General features: G+C 48.5%; 16 protein-coding genes. 7 read left to right on the forward strand and 9 right to left on the reverse strand.

Annotated features, from left to right (window positions below; translation table 11 throughout):
• Positions 1–149 precede the first annotated feature (149 nt).
• Positions 150–2,483: an EcoAI/FtnUII family type I restriction enzme subunit R gene (gene hsdR, locus RDL68_RS02030; RefSeq protein ID WP_308540006.1), complete on the reverse strand. Its 2,334-nt coding sequence runs from the start codon at positions 2,481–2,483 to the stop codon at positions 150–152.
• A gap of 598 nt (positions 2,484–3,081) precedes the next feature.
• On the opposite strand from hsdR, the gene RDL68_RS02035 reads away from it, so the two are divergent.
• The 4 genes from RDL68_RS02035 to RDL68_RS02050 all read left to right on the forward strand — a co-directional run bounded on the left by RDL68_RS02035 (position 3,082) and on the right by RDL68_RS02050 (position 6,791).
• Positions 3,082–4,080: a glycosyltransferase family 2 protein gene (locus RDL68_RS02035; protein ID WP_308540007.1), complete on the forward strand. Its 999-nt coding sequence runs from the start codon at positions 3,082–3,084 to the stop codon at positions 4,078–4,080.
• Positions 4,081–4,120: 40 nt separating this feature from the next.
• On the forward strand, positions 4,121–5,758 hold the full coding sequence (locus RDL68_RS02040) for a hypothetical protein (protein WP_308540008.1): 1,638 nt from the start codon (positions 4,121–4,123) through the stop codon (positions 5,756–5,758).
• A gap of 79 nt (positions 5,759–5,837) precedes the next feature.
• On the forward strand, positions 5,838–6,353 hold the full coding sequence (locus RDL68_RS02045) for a hypothetical protein (protein ID WP_308540009.1): 516 nt from the start codon (positions 5,838–5,840) through the stop codon (positions 6,351–6,353).
• A gap of 51 nt (positions 6,354–6,404) precedes the next feature.
• Positions 6,405–6,791, forward strand: coding sequence for a hypothetical protein (locus RDL68_RS02050; RefSeq protein WP_308540010.1), 387 nt, complete (start codon positions 6,405–6,407; stop codon positions 6,789–6,791).
• A 218-nt stretch (positions 6,792–7,009) separates the two neighbouring features.
• Here the strand turns inward: RDL68_RS02050 and hutH are convergent, their stop codons facing one another.
• On the reverse strand, positions 7,010–8,551 hold the full coding sequence (hutH, locus tag RDL68_RS02055; protein WP_308540011.1) for a histidine ammonia-lyase: 1,542 nt from the start codon (positions 8,549–8,551) through the stop codon (positions 7,010–7,012).
• A 354-nt stretch (positions 8,552–8,905) separates the two neighbouring features.
• Between hutH and RDL68_RS02060 the strand changes: the two genes are divergently transcribed.
• Entirely contained in the window at positions 8,906–11,923 is a 3,018-nt protein-coding gene (locus RDL68_RS02060; protein ID WP_308540012.1) for a BTAD domain-containing putative transcriptional regulator, read from the forward strand.
• A gap of 43 nt (positions 11,924–11,966) precedes the next feature.
• On the opposite strand, the gene glmL is transcribed toward RDL68_RS02060, so the two are convergent.
• Complete coding sequence (gene glmL / locus RDL68_RS02065; RefSeq protein WP_308540013.1) at positions 11,967–13,373, reverse strand: methylaspartate mutase accessory protein GlmL; 1,407 nt, start codon at positions 13,371–13,373, stop codon at positions 11,967–11,969.
• A gap of 209 nt (positions 13,374–13,582) precedes the next feature.
• Here glmL and RDL68_RS02070 point away from each other — a divergent pair, with 209 nt between their 5' ends.
• Positions 13,583–14,815 carry an ATP-binding protein gene (locus tag RDL68_RS02070; RefSeq protein ID WP_308540014.1) on the forward strand — a complete coding sequence of 411 codons (1,233 nt, stop codon included), beginning with the start codon at positions 13,583–13,585 and terminating at the stop codon, positions 14,813–14,815.
• Positions 14,816–14,824: 9 nt separating this feature from the next.
• Here RDL68_RS02070 and RDL68_RS02075 read toward each other — a convergent pair whose 3' ends face one another.
• A complete protein-coding gene (locus RDL68_RS02075) occupies positions 14,825–15,607 on the reverse strand; it encodes a hypothetical protein (RefSeq protein ID WP_308540015.1) in 783 nt (260 codons plus the stop codon).
• Between the two features lie 228 nt (positions 15,608–15,835).
• Positions 15,836–17,932 (reverse strand): InlB B-repeat-containing protein, encoded by a 2,097-nt coding sequence (locus RDL68_RS02080; protein ID WP_308540016.1) that lies wholly within the window; start codon positions 17,930–17,932, stop codon positions 15,836–15,838.
• 345 nt (positions 17,933–18,277) lie between these two features.
• On the opposite strand from RDL68_RS02080, the gene RDL68_RS02085 reads away from it, so the two are divergent.
• A complete protein-coding gene (locus RDL68_RS02085; RefSeq protein ID WP_308540028.1) occupies positions 18,278–19,327 on the forward strand; it encodes a hypothetical protein in 1,050 nt (349 codons plus the stop codon).
• 371 nt (positions 19,328–19,698) lie between these two features.
• Here the strand turns inward: RDL68_RS02085 and RDL68_RS02090 are convergent, their stop codons facing one another.
• From RDL68_RS02090 to hutI, 4 genes are all read right to left on the reverse strand, one after another.
• The gene (locus tag RDL68_RS02090) at positions 19,699–20,325 is read right to left on the reverse strand and encodes a cyclodeaminase/cyclohydrolase family protein (RefSeq protein WP_308540017.1); all 627 of its coding nucleotides are present in this window, start codon (positions 20,323–20,325) and stop codon (positions 19,699–19,701) included.
• Between the two features lie 128 nt (positions 20,326–20,453).
• Complete coding sequence (locus RDL68_RS02095) at positions 20,454–22,130, reverse strand: formate--tetrahydrofolate ligase (protein WP_308540018.1); 1,677 nt, start codon at positions 22,128–22,130, stop codon at positions 20,454–20,456.
• A gap of 3 nt (positions 22,131–22,133) precedes the next feature.
• Entirely contained in the window at positions 22,134–23,027 is an 894-nt protein-coding gene (ftcD, locus tag RDL68_RS02100; RefSeq protein ID WP_308540019.1) for a glutamate formimidoyltransferase, read from the reverse strand.
• A gap of 250 nt (positions 23,028–23,277) precedes the next feature.
• Positions 23,278–24,546, reverse strand: a complete 1,269-nt coding sequence (gene hutI / locus RDL68_RS02105) for an imidazolonepropionase (protein WP_308540020.1) — start codon at positions 24,544–24,546, stop codon at positions 23,278–23,280.
• Between the last annotated feature and the right edge of the window lie 297 nt (positions 24,547–24,843).

Genomic DNA, 24,843 nt, shown 5'->3' on the forward strand with positions numbered 1-24,843 from the left:
TATCTCTTCCTTGGCGTCATACACCTTCAGAAAGAGAATCACAACCATCTGCTCGATAGGCTGGGCATCGCCGTTGATGCCTGCGTCATTGCGCATGATGTCCTGCAGTCGCTTTACCAGGTTATTTAAACTCATATATTATATTCTCCTTACGCAGCGTAGATTTCCTTCTGCAAATCACGGATGGCTTGCATGTAGCCGCTTTTTCCGCCGAATAGCTTTGCAATCTTCATGGGCGTGCCGAATTTGCGGAATGGGTCATTGGACAGAATTTCGAGGTTATCGATGTCCTGAATGCCCTCGTTCCTATACTTGTCCAGCAACGCACTCAGAACTTCTTGTGCCAAGCCGGAATATTTGTAGAGGTATCCACGCTTGCGGACATCGTTCGCCCGCTCTGCCTTCGTCAACGGTGCTTTATCGTAGGCAATGTGACAGATGAGGTCAAAATCGTCAATATCCTTATTCCCGGCGATTTGCCGCAGCGCTTCCAGAAGGACGCCTTGCTCCTGCAGTTCGTCAATTATGGCTTGCTTCTTCTCCTCGGAATTCCAGGCGTGGAGGAAGGAATCTAGGGTGGCATACTCGCCGAGGATGTTCTTCTTAGAGTAGTCCGTCACGCTTTCCGTGATGAGTTTGCCATCCTTATCGTAGTATTGGACTCGCTCATTCAGAATCGTGACTTCGACACCACGCACCCGGAATTTATGCTTCTTTTCGGGCGGGACGTCGGTTCCACCATCGGGATCGGGAGTCGGAACGAGCGGCTTCGGCGGGTCGATGGGTGGCTCTTTTCCGGGCTCATTGTCATCATCAATGATAGAAATCGGGTCGCCATCAAATTCCGGATCCGCAAAGAGACGGCAGGCGTTTCGGAAATCCATAATGGTGAAATACTCTTTGCCGTAGTCGGGCTTGAGGCGTGTGCCACGACCGATGATCTGCTTAAACTCGGTCATGGAGTTTATGTTGTTATCCAGAACGATGAGTCGGCACGTTTTGCAGTCCACGCCAGTCGTCATCAGTTTGGAGGTCGTGACGATCACGGGGTATTTGCTGTCTTCTGCGATGAAGTAATCGAGCTGTGCCTTGCCTTCGGCGTTGTCACCGGTGATACGCATTACATACTTGGCATTCTCCGCTACGAGGTCACTGTTCTCATTTACGAGCGCCTGCCGCATCCGCTCTGCATGGTCGATGTCCACGCAGAAAACAATGGTCTTGGCAAAGCGGTCGTTCTCTTTCAAAAAGCGAGTGATGCGCTTTGCTACGGCGGTGATGCGCTCATCGATGATGAGGTTTTTGTCGTAATCCTTGGTATTGTACTCCCGGTCTTCGATCTCATAACCGTAGATGTCGTGCTGACCAGCCGTGGGACGCCAACCTTCCAGGTCTTTGTCCAAGCCAACACGGAGAACTTTGTACGGAGCGAGGAAGCCGTCGTCGATACCTTGTTTCAGACTGTATGTATAAATGGGTTCGCCGAAGTACGAGATATTGGATACCTCTTTCGTTTCCTTCGGCGTAGCCGTCATGCCGATCTGTGTTGCACTGTGGAAATACTCGAGTATCCTGCGCCAACGGGAGTCCTCCTTGGCGCTGCCACGGTGACACTCGTCAATAACGATGAGGTCGAAGAAATCCGGCTGGAATGCACGGAACGGCTCTTCATTCTCATCACCCGCCAACTGCTGATAGAGGGACAGATACAGCTCGTAGGAACTGTCCAGCTTTTTGCCCTCGATTTTCGTCATGACTTTTGCAAAGGGCTTGAAGTCCTGTTGCATGGTCTGGTCAACGAGGATGTTACGGTCAGCGAGGAACAGGATCTTTTTCTTTCGGCCGGACTTCCAAAGGCGGTGGATAATCTGGAATGCGGTGTAGGTCTTGCCTGTGCCGGTCGCCATAACGAGGAGAATACGGTTCTGCCCACGGGCTACTGCGTCAACGGTGCGGTTGATAGCGATGCGCTGATAGTAGCGAGGTGTCTTATCGCCCGGTTGGAAATAATACGGCTCGGTGATGAGCTGCTCCTGCTCCGGCGTGAAGTGTTCGTCCCCAATGTGACGCTGCCAGAGAGACTGCGGCGAGGGAAACTGTTCAAGCGTCAGTTCGCGCTCTTTTCCAGTCTTCCTATCGTGTTCCAGGAAACCGTCGCCATTCGAGCTGTACACAAACGGAATATCCAGAACTTCGGCGTATTCGATGGCCTGCTGCATCCCGGCACCAACGCTGTGCCTGTTATCCTTCGCCTCGACGATAGCCAGCGGGATATTGGGCTTGTAGTAAAGCAGATAGTCTGTGCGCTTTCTCTTTCCTCTGGCCGTGGCATTTCCGCGGACGATGACACGACCGTCCGTGAAGTTGTACTCCATGCGGATTTGTTTCTGCTTGTCCCAGCCAGCGCCCTCAATGGCCGGGGTAATGAACTGAAGTTTGATGTCCTCCTCCGTCATTTCATGTTTTTCCATTAGGTCGCCCATGGCAATGCCTCTTTCTGTTGCTTCCGATAACGCAAAATTATCGGAACTTAATAGGGGGGGGTAAAAGAGTGCAGCACGGCTGCGGACTTTTACAAAATAAACATTATCTATTTTAAACGCCTTTATGAATCTTTTGTGACTCCCATGATATCATCGATACCGACGTTCAATACGCAGAAAACTCGCATAATCACATCGACCGAACATACGCGTCTTTTGCGAGTTCTGTAATTGCCAAAGGACTAACGTCAGCCGCCTCTTACAGGTCTTTTTCTTCACGCCTCGACCGACAAGCAGAGTATATTATTTGCTGTAAGGAACGCCCATTTGACTGTCCTCTCTTTCGTTGACACAACGTATGAACCATTCGGGATTACGATTAAATTGATACAATAATTATATTATGCAGTACGAAACTTGCCAATATTGTAAAATCGCGTATCTTTTATCATTGGTCATCCATTTTTTGACAGAGATTGCAGGGTTTTTACCTCATCGAAAGTCATCACAATATACGCACATATTTTGGAACCCTCCTGCGACACAAGATCTGCTATGATGAAAAAAGATCAAAAGCGTTTTGACATAAGGAGGGATCATGCGCCCGATACTCTACATCGTTATCCCTTGTTACAACGAAGAGAGCGTTTTGCCGGTGACGCTGCCTCTTTTCCGCGCCCGGCGGAACAAGATGGTGGAGCAAGGAAAAATAGATGCGAAAAGTCGTCTTCTTTTTGTCGATGACGGAAGTAAAGATGCTACGTGGAAATGGATTCAACAGGCAGCACAAGAATATGAAGAGGTGGAAGGCGTTTTGCTGAGCCGTAATCGGGGGCATCAAAATGCGCTTCTGGCAGGGCTGATGGAAGCTAAGGAAAAGGCGGAGATTACCATTTCCATCGACTGCGACGGACAGGATGACCTTTCTGCCATGGATGAGATGGTGGATGCGTATTTGAACGGATGCGATATCGTTTATGGTGTGCGCAAAAAGCGCGATACAGACACGTGGTTCAAGCGTTCCAGTGCGCAGGGTTTTTACAAATTATTACGTTGGATGGGCGCGGATGTCGTATACAATCATGCGGATTATCGCTTGGTATCCAAGCGCGTATTAGAAGCCTTTTCGGATTTTCGGGAAGTCAACATCTTCCTTCGCGGCATGTTTCCCTTAGTCGGCTTTCGCAGCACCAGCGTTTACTATGACCGCAGTGAACGTTTGGCAGGAGAGAGCCATTATCCCTTACGAAAAATGCTGGCACTCGCCTTTGATGGGGTGACGAGTTTGAGTGTAAAGCCGATTCGCCTCATTACAGGATTCGGGCTCCTTATTTCACTATTGAGTTTTTTGTTGATTATTTGGGTGTTGATTTCGTATTTTACCGGAAACAGTGTCCCCGGATGGTCCAGCACAGTGCTTTCGACGGCGCTTCTTGGCGGGATTCAACTCATTTGCTTGGGCGTAATCGGTGAATATGTGGGCAAGATTTATATGGAAACGAAACGCCGTCCGCGTTATATCATCGCGGAGCGCACAGAAGAGAAAACCACGTCGTGTTTTTTGGAGGCGGAAAAAGCACAGAAAATACAGAAATGAGAGAGCTACGACAACAACAGGTTATCCCACTCTTCTGATAATGAAGGAAACGATCACTATGACCTCGATGAATAAACCCAGCAATGAATCTTCTCTTTCAGGAGAATCTTGCATTTCGGAAGTAACAAAGCCTTCAGAAACGCCACCGCAAAGATTTCGCCAAGGCATGGCAGCGGTCTATCTTTTGCTTTCCGCCGTGCTATTGATTACGCTTTGTTCCAAGTCGTCCCCACTCTATCCATTTAATGACTGGGTGGATGCCAACTGCTTTTTTACCGTTGGAAAATCCATGTTACACGGTCTTCTGCCGTATCGCGACTTGTGGGAACAAAAGGGTCCATTTTTGTATATGCTTCACGCCGTTGCCGCTATGATTTCCTTCCGCACTTTTTTTGGCGTATATCTGTTGGAAATAGCTGCCGCCTTCGGCTTCCTATGGTATAGCTATCGCTCCTGCCGCCTATTGACTAAAAAGTCGGGTGTACTCCTTCTTCTTCCTCTTATGGGCGCACTTGTTTTTACTTCGCATTCCTTTGCGCATGGGGATAGTGTTGAACAGTTGGCTTTAGCGCCGCTTGCTTATGCACTCTATCTGGGGCTGTCGGTGGTGGAACGAAAACAAACGTTGCGCTTCGGTCAAGCCGTCGCCATCGGCATTACGTCGGGCATGGTGTTTTGGAGCAAATTTACCTTGGTCGGTTTGTATATCGGCTGGTTTATCGTAGTGGCATGTGTCACGGTGAAGGCATCCGGTATGCGTGCGCTATGTTCCCTTATTGGCGGTATTGTAACGGGCTTGCTCATCGTTACTCTACCGATTTTGCTCTACTTTCTTTATCATGGTGCTCTTTCTGCCTTGTTTGAAGGCTATTTTTTCGCGAACATTTTCTCCTATTCGCGAATCGATGGCGAAGGAAATGCGCTATTGTTCAATCTGCAAACCGGGTATGGCATTGCCAGGACAGTGCTTGGTGTTGTATTCCGCTTAGGGGCGCTTGGTCTATTCTGGTGTTTGATTTATCGTCCTTTGCGAACCTTCCTTCATTTGCTGTTTCAAGCCTTTTTTCTGCTCTTCTTTATCTATATTGGCGGACGTTTTTATACCTATTATGCGCTGCCACTCTCTATTTTTGCCTGTATCGGATGTGTCGCGCTAAGGGAATGGACGGTCGTCTTTTGGCAGCGCGTGGTCGGGGAAGGAAGGGGGTTATCGACTGAAATGCCGCAGGAGAATACAAATTGGAAAAGGCGTGGAGGGCGAAAAGCACTTTCTTCTTGCGTTCCGATCGGTATATTGACCTTGGCTTTTGCTGTCAGCTATGCCACGTTCTTTTCGCCGAATGCCTATTTGCGGGGAACGGTTCGTGAAGAGATGCCTCAATATCGTTTTGCGCAACAGATTCTGAAAAAAGAGCATCCTACGCTTCTAAACTACGGTTTCTTAGACGGCGGCTTTTACACGGCAACGGGCATTGTTCCGAATGTTCGCGCTTTCTGTCGGCTGAATCTTCCGTCCTCGGAAATGGAGCAGGAACAAGACGATGCCATTCGTGAAGGGCGTGTCGATTTTATCGTCACAAGAGGAGAGGAGCGGGAATTTCCCGGCTATCGGCTCATTGATCGTGCAGACTTTTTCTTTGAAGCACCGCAGCATTATGCGCTATATGAGAAACAATAGGTTTAGTGCCTTTGTTTTAAGAATAGAGGGGTAAATACCGTAATAAAGAGGACGGCTTATCGTGAAGGGAGGTCTTACTATGAATAACAAGAGCACATCAAAGAAAAATTGGCATGATTGGCTAAAATGGACAATTCCTCTGAATATTCTTTGGCAACTGCTCTTCTTCTCTGCTGCTTTTGTCCTTCAACACGAGACATTCATCAATTTTCGTCAAATGACCCCCGAAAAGTGGACGGCGATGACGGAGACTGTCGTGCCCAAACAAGAGAGTTCGGTTGACTTCTTTCTTTCTCTTCTCGCTGTTGCTAAATGGGTGATCGGTATCCTTTTTGTTGTGACACTCGTCGTCTATTTGGTTCTGTATTATCGTGAGAAGGGAACCATCCTCAGCAAGCCTTTTATTATTGGGGGTGTGCTTTACGCAGGCGCCAGCGGTGTGTTTTACGCTGCTTGTATTATGCCGGTGGTAGAATACCCGGCGATTTTTGACTGGATGAATCTTGAATTTGTGTCGCTTTGGCTTGCCGGAGTGATTGTCGTTGAAGTAAGAAAGGTAACATCCTTACGGGGACGAAATGAGGAAAAAGAATAAATCTGAATTACTACGATTGAGACCTAGATAGCTGAAGGAGTGTTTGAATTTATGTCAAAGGATTTAACGAATTCAAGACTGGATAGACAGAACATCCTAAATAATGAAATAGCTGTTACCGAGATTCAGGAAAAGTCTGGCATAGATGGAATTCTATGGGATGGAAAAGTTTATGTAACACGTGAGATGACCGCCTCTTACTTTGAGGTTGACATTCGTACCATTAGCAGATATTTGGAACAAAATTCTGAGGAATTGGAGAAAAATGGCTATTGCGTTTTAAAAGGCAAAAAATTGAATGCGTTCAGAGATGCAGCAAAAGAAAATGGTAGGGACATTAATGTCCCTACCAAAACGAGTGTACTGGGAATTTTTGATTTTAGAGCTTTTTTGAATATGGCAATGCTTCTGTCTGAGAGTGAAAAAGCACGAGCATAATGCAATTAAGGATTAGAGTGTGCAAAATGAGATTTGATTGCTCAGAGAATAGTAGAAAGTCTATAATGATTTGCCATCTATTCCAAAATGAATGAAGCAAAGTGATACTCTCAAGGATTTTGATGTCTCGCTTAAGTATAGAAAATCAATAAAACAAAAACAGGAGAGGAAACCCCTGAGGTTTCCTCTCCCGTTTTTATTCTGCCGTTGTACGTGGATTATTGCAAATCCAACGAAACTTTCTCTTCGACGGCCTTCAGGAGGCTGCCGTCAAGCAGAAGTGCGGTGATCTTTTCCAGCTCATCGTACATTTCCACTTCGTGGTCATCGGCGATGAAGTTGAGTTTTTCACGAACCGCGTCATAAGCAGCTTGTGTACCAACACCGAGCTTGCCGTCCGTCATTTCCTTGCGGAAATCGATGGCTTGAACCGCGGCGAGCATTTCGGTCGCGACGCAGCGCAGACTGTTGCGGACGATGTCACGCGCTTTGCGTGCCGCGATGGTACCCATGGAGACGAAGTCTTCCTGGTTCTCGCAGGACGGAATCGAGTCCACGCTTGCCGGATGGGCAAGAACCTTGTTCTCGGATGCCAGTGAAGCGGCGCTGTACTGCGTAATCATGAAACCGGAGTTGAGACCCGGATGTTTGACCAAGAAGGACGGGAAGTCAGAAAGCTGATGGTTGACCAAACGTTCAATGCGGCGTTCGGAGACGTTACCGATTTCGGCAGCGCCAATGCCCAGGAAGTCAAACGGCTGTGCCATCGGCTCACCATGGAAGTTACCGCCGGAAATAATCTCGGTGTCGGAGATGACAATCGGGTTATCGGTGGCGGCATTCAACTCGATGGCGACTTTCGATGCCACGTAGTTGATGGTGTCTTTGCTTGCGCCGTGAATTTGCGGCATACAACGGAGCGTGTAGGCATCCTGCGTGCGCAATTCGGCGGTGTGGGTCAGGTAGGTCGAGCCTTCCGTCAGGTTGCGGATGTTCTTTGCGGTCGCAATGCAACCGGCGTGCGGACGAATGGCGTGCAGTTTCTCATAGAAAGCATCGATGATGCCGCGATGCGCTTCGAGAGAGAGGGCACCGGCGATATCCGACAGTTTTAAGAGCTGCATCGCATCATAGGTGGCAAGAGCGCCGACAGCCGTAAGAACGGTGGTGCCGTTGTTCAGTGCCAAGCCTTCTTTAGCTTCCAGATGGATGGTTTCGATGCCGGCTTTTGCCATCGCTTCTTTGCCGCTCATCAGCTTGCCTTCATAGAAGGCGCGACCAAGACCGAGCATCGGCAGAACCATGTGCGAAAGCGGAGCCAAGTCACCGCTAGCGCCCAAAGATCCTTTTTCCGGAATGTGCGGAACGACGTTCTTATTCAGCATATCGATGAGCGTTTGCACAGTAATCAGACGCACACCCGAAACACCTTTTACTAAGGAATTAACACGAATCAGCATGACCGCACGAACTTCGTCTTCATGAAGCGGAGCACCGTCACCGACCGCGTGGGTACGAATCAAGTTTTCCTGCAACTGAACGCAGTCTTCCTTGGAGATGTGTACATTGTGCAAGGAACCGAAGCCGGTTGTAATACCGTAAACGACACGTTCCTCTTCGACGATTTTTTCCACGATGCCGCGGGATTTTTTAACCGCATCGACCGTTTCGGGAGCCAATTCGACGGTGGCATGATTGCGCGCAACGGCAACCAGCTGATCCAGCGTCAAATCCGAACCATTCAAAATAACTTTTTCCATGTTTCCTCCTTAGAGTTGTATTGCCTCCTGCCATTTGGAAGGGATATTCAAAATGGCTTTTCCGCTTGAGCGGACCGACGCATACATCGTATTCGATATCGCCGAACAAGGAAACGTCTCGGTTTGCGTGCGGTCTATGGCTTAGCAAATAAGCCTCATTCAGGCTCGTCGCTGACAGTGTATCGGTAAAGCGTCCAAAGGTGATAAAAAAAGGAGAAAGAAAGAAGAGTTTTCCCTTCTTATTTTCGTGGGAAAAGGGGAAAACATTGTCTTCTTTTCCGTCAAATCGTGGACGATATTTTGACGTATAGTATAATAGAGAAAGACATTCGGCAGAAAAGAGAGGAGGGTCTCGTGACGATACGAATTAAATTATTTGGCGTGCCCCATGTGGAACGGGATGGAGAACGCATCTTTTTTCCCTACAACAAAATCAATGCCATGATTTATTATTTGGCAGTAAATGAGACCATTCCTCGCACAGAAATTGCCGGATTGCTTTGGCCCGATGAAGAAGAAGCCATTGCCAAGAAAAATTTGCGCAATGCCATTTATCAGGCAAAACGCTGTATAGGAGAAGATTTCATTCTTTCCCCGAAAAAGCTCCTTTTAGAATTAAATCGTTCTTTAGACGTGGTCTGTGATGCGACGTGTTTCGCCGAAGATCCGGTGACAAATTTGGCACTTTATGACGGTCCCTTTTTGCAGGGCTTCTATGTCAAAGATTCGGAACAATATGATTTTTGGGTTACGCGGATGCGCAGTTTCTATGAAGAGAAGTATATTGCGCACGCCTATCAGCAATTGGAAAAGCAAATTGAAGAGGGGCAAAACGAAAACGTGGAAAAATCCATTCACACCCTCATCAGTATGGACGAATACGACGAGCGCAGTGTACGCCTGTTGATGCGCTACTATGCCAAAACCGGACGCACGGGAAAGGTTATTGAAACCTATTACAACCTCAAAAAACTATTGCGGGACGAACTGGGCGTAAGTCCGGATGTCGAAACCAGAACGATTTATGAAGAGGCGGTAAACCAGATTGAAATTACCGACCGGCAAAGCAAAGCGCATGAAGAATTTTTCTATGGCCGTTTTCAGGAACGCGCCCTTTTGCAGAAAAATCTGCAGCTTTTGCCTGCCCATCAAGCGATATCGCAGCTTGTAAAAGGCGAAGCGGGTATCGGTAAAAGCGCGTTGCTGCGAAAAACGCTCGAAGAAGCAGGAGAAGAGGCGGTTCTATTGCAGGCGTATTGCTATTGCGCGGAGCAGGAATATGCGCTTCGTCCCTTTGCCGTGCTGATTGAACGCATGGGCGAAGCCCTGAAACGCCTCGGCATTTCTCTGCCGACGTATTGGGACAGCACTATGAAACAGCTTTTTCCGCCTCTGGAATCGGCAACCAAAGAATTATTCTTTCCGGAGGTGAGTAAAGGCTTAAATTTTGATTTGCTGAGCCAGATTTTTTTGGAAGGCATACGTAAAATATCTGCGGAGCATCCACTGATTATTGTTCTTGAAGATATACAATGGATGGATGAGGTTTCCGTGCGCCTTCTCACGTCAGTGATGCTGCGGATGGAAAAACGCGCCATGTTTTTATTTACCGCTCGTCCGGAGATGAGCCAGGCGTTGGAAGATGCCCTGGCGACGTTGACGGGCTACGGATTAGTCGAAACGATTGCTTTGGAACGCTTTGACCGCGAACAGTCCTTTGCCTTTATCAAAGAAGCGCTGAAAAAGCCGATTTCTTCGACCATCATGGAGAAGATTTATCACGAGACAGAGGGCAATCCCTTTTTCCTGACGGAATTTGTGCAGTTGCTGACCACGTCCGAAACAGATTCCCTGATGACGGAAAAGATGAAGGATGCTCTGCGTGCGCGTTTTGCATACTTATCGAAACCAGAACGCGACGTGCTGGATTTGGTGAGCTTTTTCTATGATGAAGCGCCGCTGTCGGTGTTGATGAATCTGATGGGACGAAGCGATTCCGACATCATTGGTCTCATTGAGCATTTAGAGCATATCAATATCTTGACCGAACGTGCGCATGAAAGCGACATCGGTATTCGTTTTACGCATGTAAAGCTGAGAGAATACATCTATATGATGCAGCCGCATTCTAAGTGTCGCGTGATTCATAAACGCATTGCGCAGATTTTGGAAGACTCGCTGCAAATTAAACCGTCTCTTTATCTATACTCCAAATTGGTTTACCACTATACCAGTGCGGATGAACCGTTAAAGAGCATTCAGTTTGAGTTGGAGATGCTGAATTACTATTTGAATTTCTCCCACGAGCTATTCCCCATTTTGAGTATTCAGGAAGCGGACGAAGGAGAAAAAGCCTATATTTCCCGCGACCGGCTGCAGGATATGTTTGCGACGTTGGAGGAAAAATTCAATACGCTGCGCACCAGTACGGCAGGCGAGGATTTGATACGCCTGGAAATGCAGTTTTATTATATGAAGGGACGCTATCTTATCCGTGACGGCGCGTATGCCGAAGGATTAAAGGATATGCGTGAGGCTGTGGGCAAGGCAAAGACGCTCAACGATAAAGATTATGAACTGGAAGCTTATAAACAGTTCATTTTCTATAATATTCAGACCAATCAAGCGGAAGAGATGCTTTCCTATATTGAGGGTGCGTTGCATTTGGCTGTGCAGTGCAATTACCACAAGGAAATCGGCATTCTTCTGCGCCTGAAAGGACTCTACAACATCATGACTGGTCACCATACCATGGCGGAGCAATTGCTCAACGAGTCCATTCAAACGTTTACCGTTACGCCGGAAGTGGCGCGCCGCTATGCCATTAATATTGCCGCCGCCCACAATTATATCGGGGAAATTCGCTTTCATGAAGCGCGTTATGAAGAGGCTTTGCAGGAATTTGAGGAAGCGATTACGCTTTCGCAAGACAAAAACGCATTGTCTGCCATGTCCGTCTTTTATATCAATAAGGGAAAGTCCCTTTTCGCTTTAGGCAGACGGCAGGAAGCAAAAGAAGAATTTACGCGCGCCTATCCGCTGTACGGGAAATTTGATTCCTTCTGGAAACGTCCCGTGTTGGATGCATATATGGCATTGATAGCCTGGGAAGGGCAAGAAAAAGAGAACGCCGTCACGTATCTTCATCAGGCACTGGATTGTTCGCAGAAAATGAACGACCCCCGTGCGCAGGGAACGGCGTATTATGCCGCCTATCGTCTTCTCAAAGAAACCGAAAATACGCCCGAGGCCACTCTTTTTGCGACGGTTTGTGAGCGTCCGAAAGAAGAGTATTTGCATGAGGCGCTGCTTCTTCTTGATCCGCATCGAGACCATTTTGAACGCGCCTATTTGCAGGAAAGCGAGGCGTAACGTTGTGCAAAAGCCGATCTCCATCCGGCTTACCAATACAGTGTTACAGCGTAGTGAGAGATGAAGAGAGCAGGTCAAAGGCGACGTCGGGCTGTTCGGTGGCTAACAGACCCATGGCGGAAAGAATATAGTCCTTATCCAGATAGAGCGCCGGATTTTTTGGCAGCAGGATATGCTCATCCGGACGAAGAATCGCTTTCGGATCATCCTGATGCACCAGCACGCCACCTGTGCCCAGTATGACAGAGAAGGACGAAAGATCTTTTCCACAGAGGTAATATACATACCGTCCTTTTTCGTAATCACGTCGAAGTGTGCCCACGTGACGAGAGAGCGCCACCTGCGCACAGGAGCGCGCTAAGGCGCGGTCGATCGCAAAATCTTCTGCCGTCGTCGGAATCCATTTGATGTGCTTTGCTCGCATGGCGCACTCCTTGGCATAATCGGCAGGATACAGCGTCGTAAGAGCGTCGGAACCGACACTTTCATAAAGACTCCAAGCGGAATAGCGCATTCCCAGATCGCCTTCGACGGTACGCTTATCCAAAGGTTCTTGCAGCCCTTCTACACGAAGCTCGCTTGTTCGTCCATCAATCGTGATGCGCGAAGAGGCGGGTTTTCCTTTTCCGACGGAATGAATATCCGTGGTCGCTCCGCCAATATCGACGAGAAGCAAATCGCCCATGCCTTTACGATTCGCCGTACCGAGAGAAAGCAAACGCGCCGCCTGCAAAGCGGCATCCGGCGTAGGGGTGAGCACCGATCCGATGGTTGCGTTTACTTCGTCCAGCCCCTTGGCGTGGGTAATGCGCTCCATGAAGAGCCTGCGAATTTCGCGACGTGCCGGATCAGCGTTTAGTACATTCACCTGCGGCATGACGTTTTCCGTGACGGTCACATCAAACTCGGCAAGAATTTCTGCCGCTTCGTCCGCAACTTCTGTATTTCCGGCTATCACAATGGGAAAGCGAATGGAGAGGGTTGCCAGTTTTCGCGCATGATCTACCAGACTTCGACGGTTTCCGTGATTGGTTCCGCCGGAAAGCAGGAGAATATCGGGATGCAAACGCTCAATTTCACGCAAATCTTCCGTGGAAAGCTCTAAAGCGTAAGTTTTCAGTATGCGTGCGCCGGCACCGAGAGCAGAACGGGTGGCGGCTTCCGCAGTTAAGTGCCGTCCCAACCCCACCGAGACCATTTTCAGACCGCCGGCCGCAGAAGAGCACAGCAGCGCACGATCCCAAAACGGTTTTCCGTGGATCGGTCGTAAAGAATTTCCTCGTTTTTGCGCATCGGCTAAAAGGTCGCTAAGCATGTCATAAATGCCGTCCATCACACTGGTTTCAATGGTGGTAATGGCTTTTCCATGGCCGATAATACGGCATTTTTCGGTATCGACGAGGCTGCCTTTGGTAAACGTAGAGCCGATATCGACTAAGAGATAATACATGTCACTTTCCTTCTGCATCGTGTAAGAATTTTCTATCATTATACCCATTTATACTGAAAAAATCGGTAGGGGTATCCAAATGAATAAGTTTCAGACTTACAAGTCAAAAACTTTCGTTTACAAATAAGTTTCAGACTTACAAGTCTGAAACTTATTTACTTTTTCGGAAATTGGTGTATAGTTAAAGCAAGGAAATTCGGAGGTTCATTATGGTGGAATTGATTAATCGGCCCCATTATCTAAATCAGCTGATTCAGAATAAAGACGTGGACTTGGTGAAGATTGTCACCGGCATTCGCCGTTGTGGAAAATCATCCCTTCTGGATTTGTTTCATCAATACCTTACAGAGCATGGTGTGCCGGAATCTAACATTATTCATATGAACATGGAATCTCTTCGTTATCATGAATTGAGCGAATACCTCTCTTTTTACCATTATGTGCGTAAACATATGGCGAAGAAAGGAAAGAATTATCTTCTTTTTGATGAGTTACAGGCCGTTCAACATTGGGAGAAAGCAATTGAATCCTTCCGCCTCGATTTTGATGTGGACATTTACATTACCGGTTCCAATGCCTATCTTTTGTCTACGGAATTTTCTACGCTTCTTTCCGGTAGATATGTGGAAATTCGAATGCTTCCGCTATCGTTTAAGGAGTTTTTGGATTTCTATACCTTTGCCCCCGATGTCGCAATAGACGAAAAGTTCCAGAAGTATCTGCAATTTGGTGGGATGCCCATTCTAAGAGCCTACACATTTAACGAAGCGAGAAGCCGTCAGGCGCTGGAAGGCATCTATTCCACGGTGGTATTGCGAGATATTTTACAGCGCAATAAGGGCATCGATCAGAGCATGTTGGAAAAGGTGATGTTATATCTGTGCTCTACCATCGGAAGTACGACCTCACCGAACAGCATTGGGAATGTGCTTTCCAGTGAGGGAGAGATTAAAAATGGGAAGAAAAATAATATCGCCGGAAAAACAGTGGATAAGTATATTGCCATGCTCCGCGATGCATTTATCGTCTTTTCCGTCGGTCGCTATGATGTTAAAGGTAAGCAACTGCTCAAAACATTAGGAAAGAACTATATTGTTGACATGGGCTTCCGGAATATGCTTTTAGGATATCGCAATGCAGATCGAGGGCATATACTGGAAAATATTGTCTTTTTGGAACTGCTTCGTCGCGACTACCGGGTATCGATTGGGAAAATTGGTGAGGTGGAAATTGATTTCATTGCAGAAAAACCGAACGATAAGAGATATATCCAAGTTACGGAAAGCATGCAATCGACACAGAATAAGGAACGAGAACTTCGCTCGCTACAGATGATTCAAGACAACTATGAAAAAATCGTGTTATCTATGGATCGAAGTTTTATCACTTCGTATGAGGGCATAAAATCTCTTCATCTTGTCGATTGGTTGCTTGCCGAATAATTTTACATGTCACTTTCCTTCTGCATTCTTCTTTTCGTCTTCCTTTTCCCGTAGGAGGTGCGGAAAGGCGTTCAGAATTCGTTTTTCACTAAACGCTAACCACCGCTCGACAAGACGTGTGCGACGCTTTTCGATACGTTCTTCGATGCGCTTTGCGGTCTCTTCTTCCTGAAGCGCTTGCCGTTTTTCGTCCAGCTCACGGGCTCGTTGATATACTTCTCTTCCGATGCGATCGGAAACTTTTCGCATATCCGCCGTGATTTTTTGGGCATATTTCCATTTTCGGTTTAGACCAAGCACGGTAGCGACCATGCTTACGACATCCACAAGAAAGAAGAAGAACAACACAAATAGCAGAACCCATGCCGTTCGGACAGGCAAAAATTCGACGAGTCGGCGAATCAGCGGATGCACGGCTTCGTAGAGTACAAAACAGCACATGCCCCAAAGCAGGGAATATTCCAAGCAGATATACCCGCCCAAATTGAAGGGACGATCCGAATAATCCCACCATTTGCGATGCAGTAGTTTTTCCAACAGAAATCCGGTGATCCATTCGATGACCGAGGCAATGAACATCGACCCCAAAAACAGCAGGATTTTATTGGTTTCCGCAATATCCGAAAGAAACAGGATGACGGAACATGCGCCAAAACCGTATATGGGACACCAAGGACCGCTTAACATGCCGGCGTTGATAAAGCGTCCGGAATGAATGGCGTTAAAGCCGACTTCCATCATCCACCCGATCATGGCATAGAGTAAAAAATAGAGCAACCAAGTATATTCCATACAGCGTTTCCCTTCGTGGTTTGTTTACCGCTTGCCTAAAGCGAAAAAGATTTCTAACCCATACGCTTTACAATGGTATGTTCTTGACCTTCCTATTGTACTCTCTTCGCGGCTTTGAGGAAACCTCTTCGAAAAAACGCACGACCGGGATGTCCTATGCCAATCGTGCGTTTTTTTGTTATCTGTTGTCGTTTTCCGAACGCTTCCGCGCATTCGTATGGGACTTGTCTAAGCGTGGTTTCTTTTCTTGCGCAGAACAAGCATCGATCCCATCATCGTGAAGAGCGTAGCCATGGAGAACGCAATTCCTGCCGGATCGCCGGTCTTCGGAGCGGTTCTTGTGCGATTCTCCATAGCCGTTCCCGTCGTAGTGGAGTTCGTTTTCTTCTCCGATGTACCGGGATTTGCACTGCTTCCCGGCGTATTGGGCTTTGTGTTGTTCCCCGGCGCATTGGGATTCTTGCTGTCATCCGGCGTGCTGGGAGCGGCGCTGTCGTCGGGCTTTTGCGGCTTATCGGTATCCGGATGGTGCGGCTTTGGTTTCTCCACCTTTTTCCATTCTGCTGTAAACACATGGTCGTCTTCTACTTTGTATTGATCGCCCGGCTGATAGACAGAACCTTTCCAGCAGACAAATGTATATCCTGTTTTGGTCGGTGCAGCAGGTAAAGTGAAGAAATCGCCTTTTTTGATTTTTTCCGTTCTGATTGTCGTATCCCCGTCCCAGTTTCCGCCGTTCGGATCGACCGTAATCGTAAATTCCGGTGTCGGTGCAGGAGGTTCTTGCAGCATCGGCAAATCGAACAACGCTTGCTTTTTATCGGCGTCGTATTGGATGGCTGCACCGATTTCGCCCAGTACGATGTTCTCTTTGGTTAGTCCTTCGAAATCATATCCCTCTTTTGCCGCGAAAGTAAAGCGCAAGCGATAGCGTGTCTGCGCTTTAATCTCACCTTTTGCAGCAACCCACGCATCGTTCGGTTCATCATAGGTTAACAGTTCCGCATTTCGCGGGCGGATGCCATCCGTTTGCACATTGACCTGAATCGCGAAGGGGTTCTTCCCGAGGACATATTGATCCAACGTTAACGCCATCGCGGTAATATGCTTGTTTTCCGGAGGCGCCGGCTTGACAACGTGAAATTCCGGAGACATCGCTGTACCGAAGTGGAAATTATCCATCGAATTGACTTGGGTAAGCTTTCCCCAGCTTATATCGTCTACCGTAATGTTGGTCTGGTCTTTATCCAGTAAGTATTTTTTTCCGTCTTCTTCGCTGATTTGGACTTGTACCTGGTATTGATAGACGCCTTCCTGAAAAGTGGTATCGCGGTTAACTTTCCATTCCCCATCCACCTTTTTATACCACACTCCCCAGCTGAATTTTGCCGGTTTGCCTGTTGTAACGGTAAACTGCGCTTCTTCGCAGTTTTTGCCATAGGCAACGATGTCCTTCAAATTCGATGTCGCAGCGATGTCTCGGAGGACTACTTTCTCAATGGGAGATGGGGGAACTGGCTTCTTGTAGAGCAATTTAATGAGCCAAGTCTTTTTCGCAGGACTTGGTGCGCTGTCCGTAACTTGAACACCGTAGAATTGACTAGGAATAGGACGTAGTGGATCATCGTCTTCTTCTTCGAAGTCTTTCGTAGGCGTACCGGACACCATCCCGTCAGGTGAAATCTGCAACCAGTCCGGTCCAGCTGTTTTCTTAAAGGTATAGGGCTTTGTTCCGCCTATTACGCCGCTGGCTAAAGAAAAGGGCGTGATCGGGACACCGGCAGAGGCATCATGAATTACCCATTTAGGGTCATAAACAAGATTAAGTTCCGCATCCGGCGGAGCGGTGACCACGTATTCAGGAGACACTGCCCAACCAGAGGAAGCGTTACCGCCTAAACGTACGCTTGATCCGCGTCCCCAGCTTTTGTCATCGATGGTAATGTCTATGCCGTTTTCATCCAACACATTCTTAGTCCCATCCTCGCTATCGATGCGGACTTGGATGCGATACTGATAGGTGCCTTCCATAAAACGATCAAACGTATAGGCTTCCCAATTGTCTCCATTCTTCTTGTACCATGCGCCGGTATCGTACGAAAATTTAGCCGGCGCACCCTGCTGAATGGTGAATTTCGGTTCTGTAATGTCTTTGTTGTATTGCGGTGTGATGTCCTTGTCGGAAGTGGCGACAATCGAATGGATGACGTTACGTGTCTCGGGCTGTTGGGCGTAAACAGCACTGCCAAACACCCCGACCAGAACAAAAAGAAAGGCGATCAGGACACGAAACACGTGCTTGGTTGGTTGCTTTGGTTTGTTCATTTCTCCTCCTTATTTATACACCGTTTTTTTATGGGGGGGGGAGACCTCGTTTATCGCAATGCTTTCGCGAAGGACACCCTTCTTTTTCCATAGTGGTGTAGTGAGACGGAATATTCCTTCTCATTTTTCATTTTGCATTATTTTTTATAGGGAATCAAGTATTGTATTTTGAAAAGAGAGCGGAAAATCGTTTTTTAGCCATTTGGATTTGCTATACTTCTATTAGCAAAACGTCAAGGAGGCATAGAGGTGGACGGCGAACAACGACTAAAAAAGATTTTCGGGCTGGAAAGCGTTTTATTTCTTCTCTGCTTTTTTGGCTTTTTCATCGGCATCGGAAAGGTGATGGGTGCGACGAACATGTTGATGACGCTCATGAATACGGCGTATGAGAGCCTGATGAATACCTGTTTTTACATTATGGCGATTTCCGTATTAGCCGGCGCGGTATCCGGACTGTTCTCGGAATTTGGCTTAATTGCTTTGGTCAATAAAATTCTGTCGCTCATCATGAAGCCCATTTACGATTTGCCGGGGGCAGCGTCGCTTGGCGTTATGAACTGTTATCTGTCGGATAATCCCGCTATTCTGACCTTGGCAACCGAAGAGAACTTCATTCGCTATTTCAAGAAGTACCAACGACCGGCGCTGACCAATCTGGGCACGGCATTCGGCATGGGGCTAATCACCACAACCACGATGATGGCGTTGCCCATCGAAGGTGCGTTAAAAGCGGCGCTTATCGGCAATTTAGGCGCAGTCATCGGTAGCGTCGTGAGCGTTCGTCTGATGCTTCGGGCGACCAAAAAGAAATACGGCACACATGCCAAAGAAGAAGTTGCCGCATTGGACACGTTGCCCGCCACTATGCGTATTGTGCGTCCGGGAAGCGTTGGCCAGCGGTTCATCGAAGCGCTTCTTGATGGCGGAAAAAGAGGCGTGGATATGGGTTTTGCTATTATCCCCGGTGTTCTGGGCATTTGCACCATCGTTCTCTTGCTCACGAATGGTCCGGCAGCCGGCGGCGTGTATACCGGTGCAGCCGGAGAAGGCGTTCCGGTTCTTCCCTGGATGGGACAAAAACTTTCCTTTATATTGCGTCCGCTTTTTGGTTTCTCCAATGCAGAAGCCATTGCCGTTCCCATTACGGCTTTAGGCTCTAGCGGTGCAGCCATCGGCGTAGTGAAAAACATGGCGCAGGTCGGCGCAGTCAGCGGCAACGACATTGCCGTCTTCACCGCGATTTGTATGTGCTGGTCAGGCTATCTTTCCACCCATGTGGCGATGATGGAAGCCCTCGGCTGCAAAGAGTTGACGGGGCGCTCAATTTTAAGTCATACGATCGGCGGATTGTGCGCCGGTCTTGCGGCGCATATTTTGTTTATGGTGTTTTAGAAGACGTGATGGAGCAAATACGCTTGCCCTTCTGTTGACGAGTGCTGCCGGTGCAGTCGCTTGTGGAAAGAAGAATCGTCGCAAGTAAGGTTGCGAAGAAGCGGAACGAATTGAGGTTGACTAAGGAAAAGAACGATTCTTCTTTATAGTCGGCTGTGAAAAGAAAAGCGAATCGCGTTTTTCGAAAACACCCCTTGCATGGTGAAAAGATTACCATGCAGGGGGATTGTTTTTGGTTGTGTTTGTAAGGAATAAGGAGGATTAAAAAAAGCCGGAAGGAGTCGATTAAACACCGACGCCTTCCGGCGAGAACATCACGGGATTCGGATCTTCTTTACGATCCGTTTCTCGATCAATACATAGCGTGAAGGTTATTCCAGCGCCGCTTCCACTTTTTCAATGCAGGCAGCAATCTTCGCATCCAATTCCTGCAAGGCTTCGTCCATCTTGCGACGGGTTTCGGCAACGTAGGCTTCGTCCTTGATGGAGCCAAGATTAATCTTGACGTTGTAGAATGCGACGACGACGGCGGAGCGCAGGCAATGCAGTCCGGCGCCGACATCCGTGATGGCGCTCTGGTTGCCGCGAAGAATCAGCGGTTCTGCGTATTTGAGCAATTCCATGGCTTTCATGCCCGTGGAAAGCGGAACGTTAGCCGCATTCTTGTATTCCTTCTGAATGGTTTCTTTGCGGATGGCTTTTTCTTCATCCGTTTCCTTCGGCAGTTTGAATGCCGCAATAACGCCATTGAAGGAATTCGCATCGTTATCGATGGCATCGATGAAGAATTTCTCGTATTCCTTCAGCTCCGGAATGTAGCCAGTCATTTCTTCTTTGGCATCTTCGTATTTCTTGTTGCCCACCGTCAGGGAGCAGACCATAGCAAACAGTGCTGCAGTCTGCGCCGCGCCAAGAGCGGCAACCGAGCCGCCGCCGGGAGCGGGAGAATCCGAAGCTAATTCTTCAATAAAACCGGTTACGGTTAAATCTTTTAACATAGTTTCTCCTTTTTCTCTTTTTCATCCCTTGTGTCATTTGCCAAAAAGGGGATGATAGAATGCCTGCCCCCGTTTCTTTTGAAACGAAGAAAATCGCTTAAACGGGGGCAAAGGCTAACTGTGGTGTCTTAGAACAGACCGACCATGTTGCCCATTTCGTCAACATCCATGTGGTCGGCAGCCGGAACTTTGGGCAGACCCGGCATAACCATGATGTCGCCCGTTTCGCAGACGATGAATCCTGCACCGGCGGAAACACGCACATTCTGGACGGTGATTTCAAATCCGCTCGGCGCACCGACCGCATTTTTGTCATCGGAGAAGGAGAATTGCGTCTTCGCCATGCAGATGGGCATCTTGTCAAGACCGAGTTTTTCCAGCGTTTTAATCTGCTTTTTCGCCGCAGCCGTCAGCGTGACTTTGGCGCCGCCGTAGTAGTCTTTGACGATGGTGTCTAATTTCTCCGGAATAGAGGATTCTACATCATAGAGATAGTGGAAGGTGTTTTCTTGATCGGCAGCTTTGACGACTTTCTCCGCCAAATCGGTCATGCCGTCACCACCCTTTGCCCAGCCGTCGGACAGGGAAAGTTCCACGCCGTATTCCTCACAGAGTTCGGTTAAGGCTTGAATTTCGGCATCGGTATCGAAGATGAAGCGGTTGAGTGCGACAATGGTCGGCAGCCCAAAGCTCTGCATGTTCTTGATGTGACGACCGAGGTTAGCAAAGCCGGCTTTTACCGCTTCGACGTTTTCGCCTTTCAGTTCTTTTTTGTCCACACCACCATGCATCTTCAGCGCTTTAATCGTAGCCACGATAACAACCGCATTCGGTTTCAGACCGCCGAGACGGCACTTGATGTCGAAGAATTTTTCTGCGCCCAAATCGGCACCGAAGCCTGCCTCGGTGACAAGGTAATCTGCCATCTTCAGACCCAGTTTGGTTGCGATGAGGGAGTTGCAGCCGTGCGCGATATTGGCAAACGGACCGCCGTGGATGAGTGCCGGCGTATGCTCCAGCGTCTGTACCAGATTCGGCTTAATAGCATCGACCAAAAGCATAGCCATTGCGCCCTGCGCATTCAGGTCGCCTGCCGTAACCGGTGCGCCTTCTTTATTGTAGGCGACGATCATACGTGCGAGACGTTCTTTCAAGTCTTCCAGACCGGAAGCAAGGCACAGCGCAGCCATAACTTCAGAAGCTACCGTAATCATGAAGTGGTCTTCACGCGGTACACCGGCAGCTTTTCCGCCCAAACCGATGACGACGTTACGCAGCGAGCGGTCGTTCATATCCAGAACGCGCTTCCAGACAATGCGGCGTTCATCGATGTTTAAGGCGTTGCCCTGCTGCAGATGGTTGTCAATGAGGGCAGACAGAAGGTTGTTTGCCGCCGTCATGGCGTGCAAGTCGCCGGTAAAGTGCAGGTTGATGTCTTCCATCGGAACGACCTGCGCATAGCCGCCGCCGGCAGCGCCGCCTTTGACGCCGAATACCGGTCCGAGAGAGGGTTCACGAAGGGCAACAACCGAGTTCTTGCCGATTTTGTTCAGCCCCATGGTCAAACCGATGGAGCAGGTGGATTTTCCTTCGCCTGCCGGTGTCGGCGTGATGGCGGTAACTAAAATCAGTTTGCCATCCTTCTTGTTCGCAAAACGCTGGATGGCATCATGCGAGATTTTCGCTTTATATTTGCCGTACAGCTCCAAATCGTCTTCCTCGAAGCCGGCTCTTTTAGCGACTTCGACGATGGGCTGCATTTCAACAGAATTAGCGATTTCAATATCGGTTTTTACTTCGGCCATGGTTTACTCCTCAATTAACAGGGTCTCGATAATCTGGTCAGCGCGGAAGTTTTCAATCTGCATATAGTATGCTGCAGAATCCACTAAGGCTTGCAGAGGAACCATGCCGATGAGTTCGGTGCCGTAGACGCTGACGCCGTAGCGAGCCGCTTCGGATTTAATCATTTCAATCGCCTGATAGATGGCGGTTTTTTCGTAATTGACCAAGTTCATCGAAACCTGCGTCTGATGACGTTCTTCCAGCGGAAGACCGATGGCTTTCACGAAGCGCAGACCGCCGCCGATATGACGGACTTTCTTGGCGATGGCATCGGCAATCTCTACTTTATCGGTGTTGAGGTTGACATTGAAAGCGACGAGGTGGAAACGAGCGCCGACGGCGGTAGCACCGCTCTTGACGTTCATTTCACGCGGCCCGAAATCCGGTTCCCAGCCATCTTCTTTGATTTTCTCGAAGAAGCCTTCGTATTGTCCCTTGCGGACTTTCGCCAGGTTCTTGCGCTCCGGTTTGGTAGCCGCATCTTCGTACAGATAGACCGGAATGTCCAATTCACCGATGGCTTTGCCGACTTCTTTGGCGTATTCTACACATTCTTCGGTCGTGCATTCCGTAATGGGGATGAAGGGGACAACGTCCACCGCACCCATGCGCGGATGACCGCCGCTGTGCTTGCTCATGTCGATGACTTCTTTCGCCACTTTGACGGATTCAATCACCGCTTTGATGACCGCTTCCGGATCACCGATGACTTCCACGACCGTGCGGTTATGGTCTTTGTCCGGCTGGTAATCCACTAATTTGAGTCCCTCTTTTGCACGGAAGCAATCAGCGATCTTTTCGACTTTTTCCAGGTCGCGACCTTCGGAGTAGTTCGGGATACACATTACACGTTTCATGGTCTTGTTTTCCTCCTTCAACATAGTTCAGGGTAACAGTTCAAATCGGTCAGGAAGTTCTTCCTGCAGTGGGGATCGCCCATGCCTTATTTGACGATCCTTTGACGGTTTGTAATCAGGCAATGGCGACGAAGAAAGCGGTTTCGCTTTTGTACGCTTTCGCCCGATGATGGCATCATGGTAAGCGAGAAGAATCTACGAAACGTCAAAAGTAGGATGTCTTTTCGACGTTTTTGACGAAAACGGTGTCTTAGGCGCGTACCATCTGACGGTCTTTTACGATACATTTTCCGTTTTTATAGACTTCTACGGCGTGGTTCGTTGCAAAATAGTAGAGCAGATAGTCCAGATTCGGAACGGCAAAGACGGTAAGATCGGCATTTTTGCCTTTGTCCAGAGAGCCTACCGTTTTCTCGCGATGGACGGAGTAAGCGGCGTTAATGGTAACGGCGTTATAGACTTCCGTCGGTGTCATGCGCAAATAGAGGCAGCCCAGCTGCATGACGAATTGGAGATTCGCCATGGGGCAGGAGCCCGGATTGGAATCGGTGGTGATGGTAATCGCCATGCCGGCATCCATCATTTTCCGCGCCGGCGCATACGTGTCCTCCATAAGGGAGAATGTCGTTGCCGGAAGAAGATCACCGATGACATGCGCATCCGCCAGTTTTTGAATGTCCTCATCGGTAATGACCATCAAATGTTCCGCACTGGTAGCACCCACTTCCGCAGCAACCGCAGAACCACCGATGGACTCAATTTCATCGGCATGAATGCGAAGAGCAAAGCCTTCCTTCTTTGCTGCCTCCAAAAGTCGTCTGGACTGCTCGGCGCTGTAAACGCCTGAATCACAGAACACATCCACAAATTCAGCAAGATGTTCTTCTTTTACTTTCGGCAGCATCGTGATGATTTCGTCAATCAGCGGATCCGGATTCTCTTTGTATTCGGGCGGAATGACATGCGCCGCCATAAAGGTGGAAACCAAATCAACCGGCAGATCTTCATTGAGCTTTTTGACCACTTCGAGTTGGCGTTTCTCGGTTTCCCAATTCAGACCGTAGCCGCTTTTCGCTTCGACCGTCGTCACGCCGTGAATCATCATCTGTTCCAACAGGTCTTTGGATTTGTCGTACAGCGTCTCGAAAGAAGATTCGCGCGTCGCTTTCAGCGTCGAAAGAATACCGCCGCCTTCCGCCAAGATATCCAGATAGCTCATCCCGTTGAGTTTTTTGGAAAACTCATGCTCGCGGCTTCCGCCGTAAACCAGATGGGTATGGCAATCAATCAGTCCCGGTGTGGCGACCATACCGTGTCGTTCTTCCACGATGGTGTTTTCGTCCATCAGTTCTGCGGGTACTTCGCCCTCTCCGATGGCGAGAATTTTGTCGTCCGCAAAGGCGACGTAAGCGTCTTTCAAAATCGTCGCCTCATTCATCTCTTTGCCCCGAAGCGGATGCCCCGGATCATGTGGAACAAAGAGTTCATTGAAATGGGTGAGAATTCGTGTTGCAGTCATAGTTCCTCCTCAAGTTCGATACGTAGATACATCTTTAGTAGCGTGGTTACATGGGATATCTTTTGCCCGTTTGTCTGTTTCTATAAGACAGGCTTTCTATTATCATGGATACCCATTCTTTCTCTTTTCTCAGTTTGTTTATCGTGCGTCAAAAGGACGACGACGTAGCGGTTGGAGGAAAGACAGGAAAGAATTAGACGCTTAGAGAAAAAACAGAAATGTTCATAGACTGTATAAAGACGAGCCATGCGTAGGATGAGCATATCGACAAATGAAAACCATTTCGCAGGATGGTAG

Origin of the sequence: uncultured Murdochiella sp. (assembly GCF_902488755.1) — a bacterium.
GTDB lineage: Bacteria > Bacillota > Clostridia > Tissierellales > Peptoniphilaceae > Murdochiella.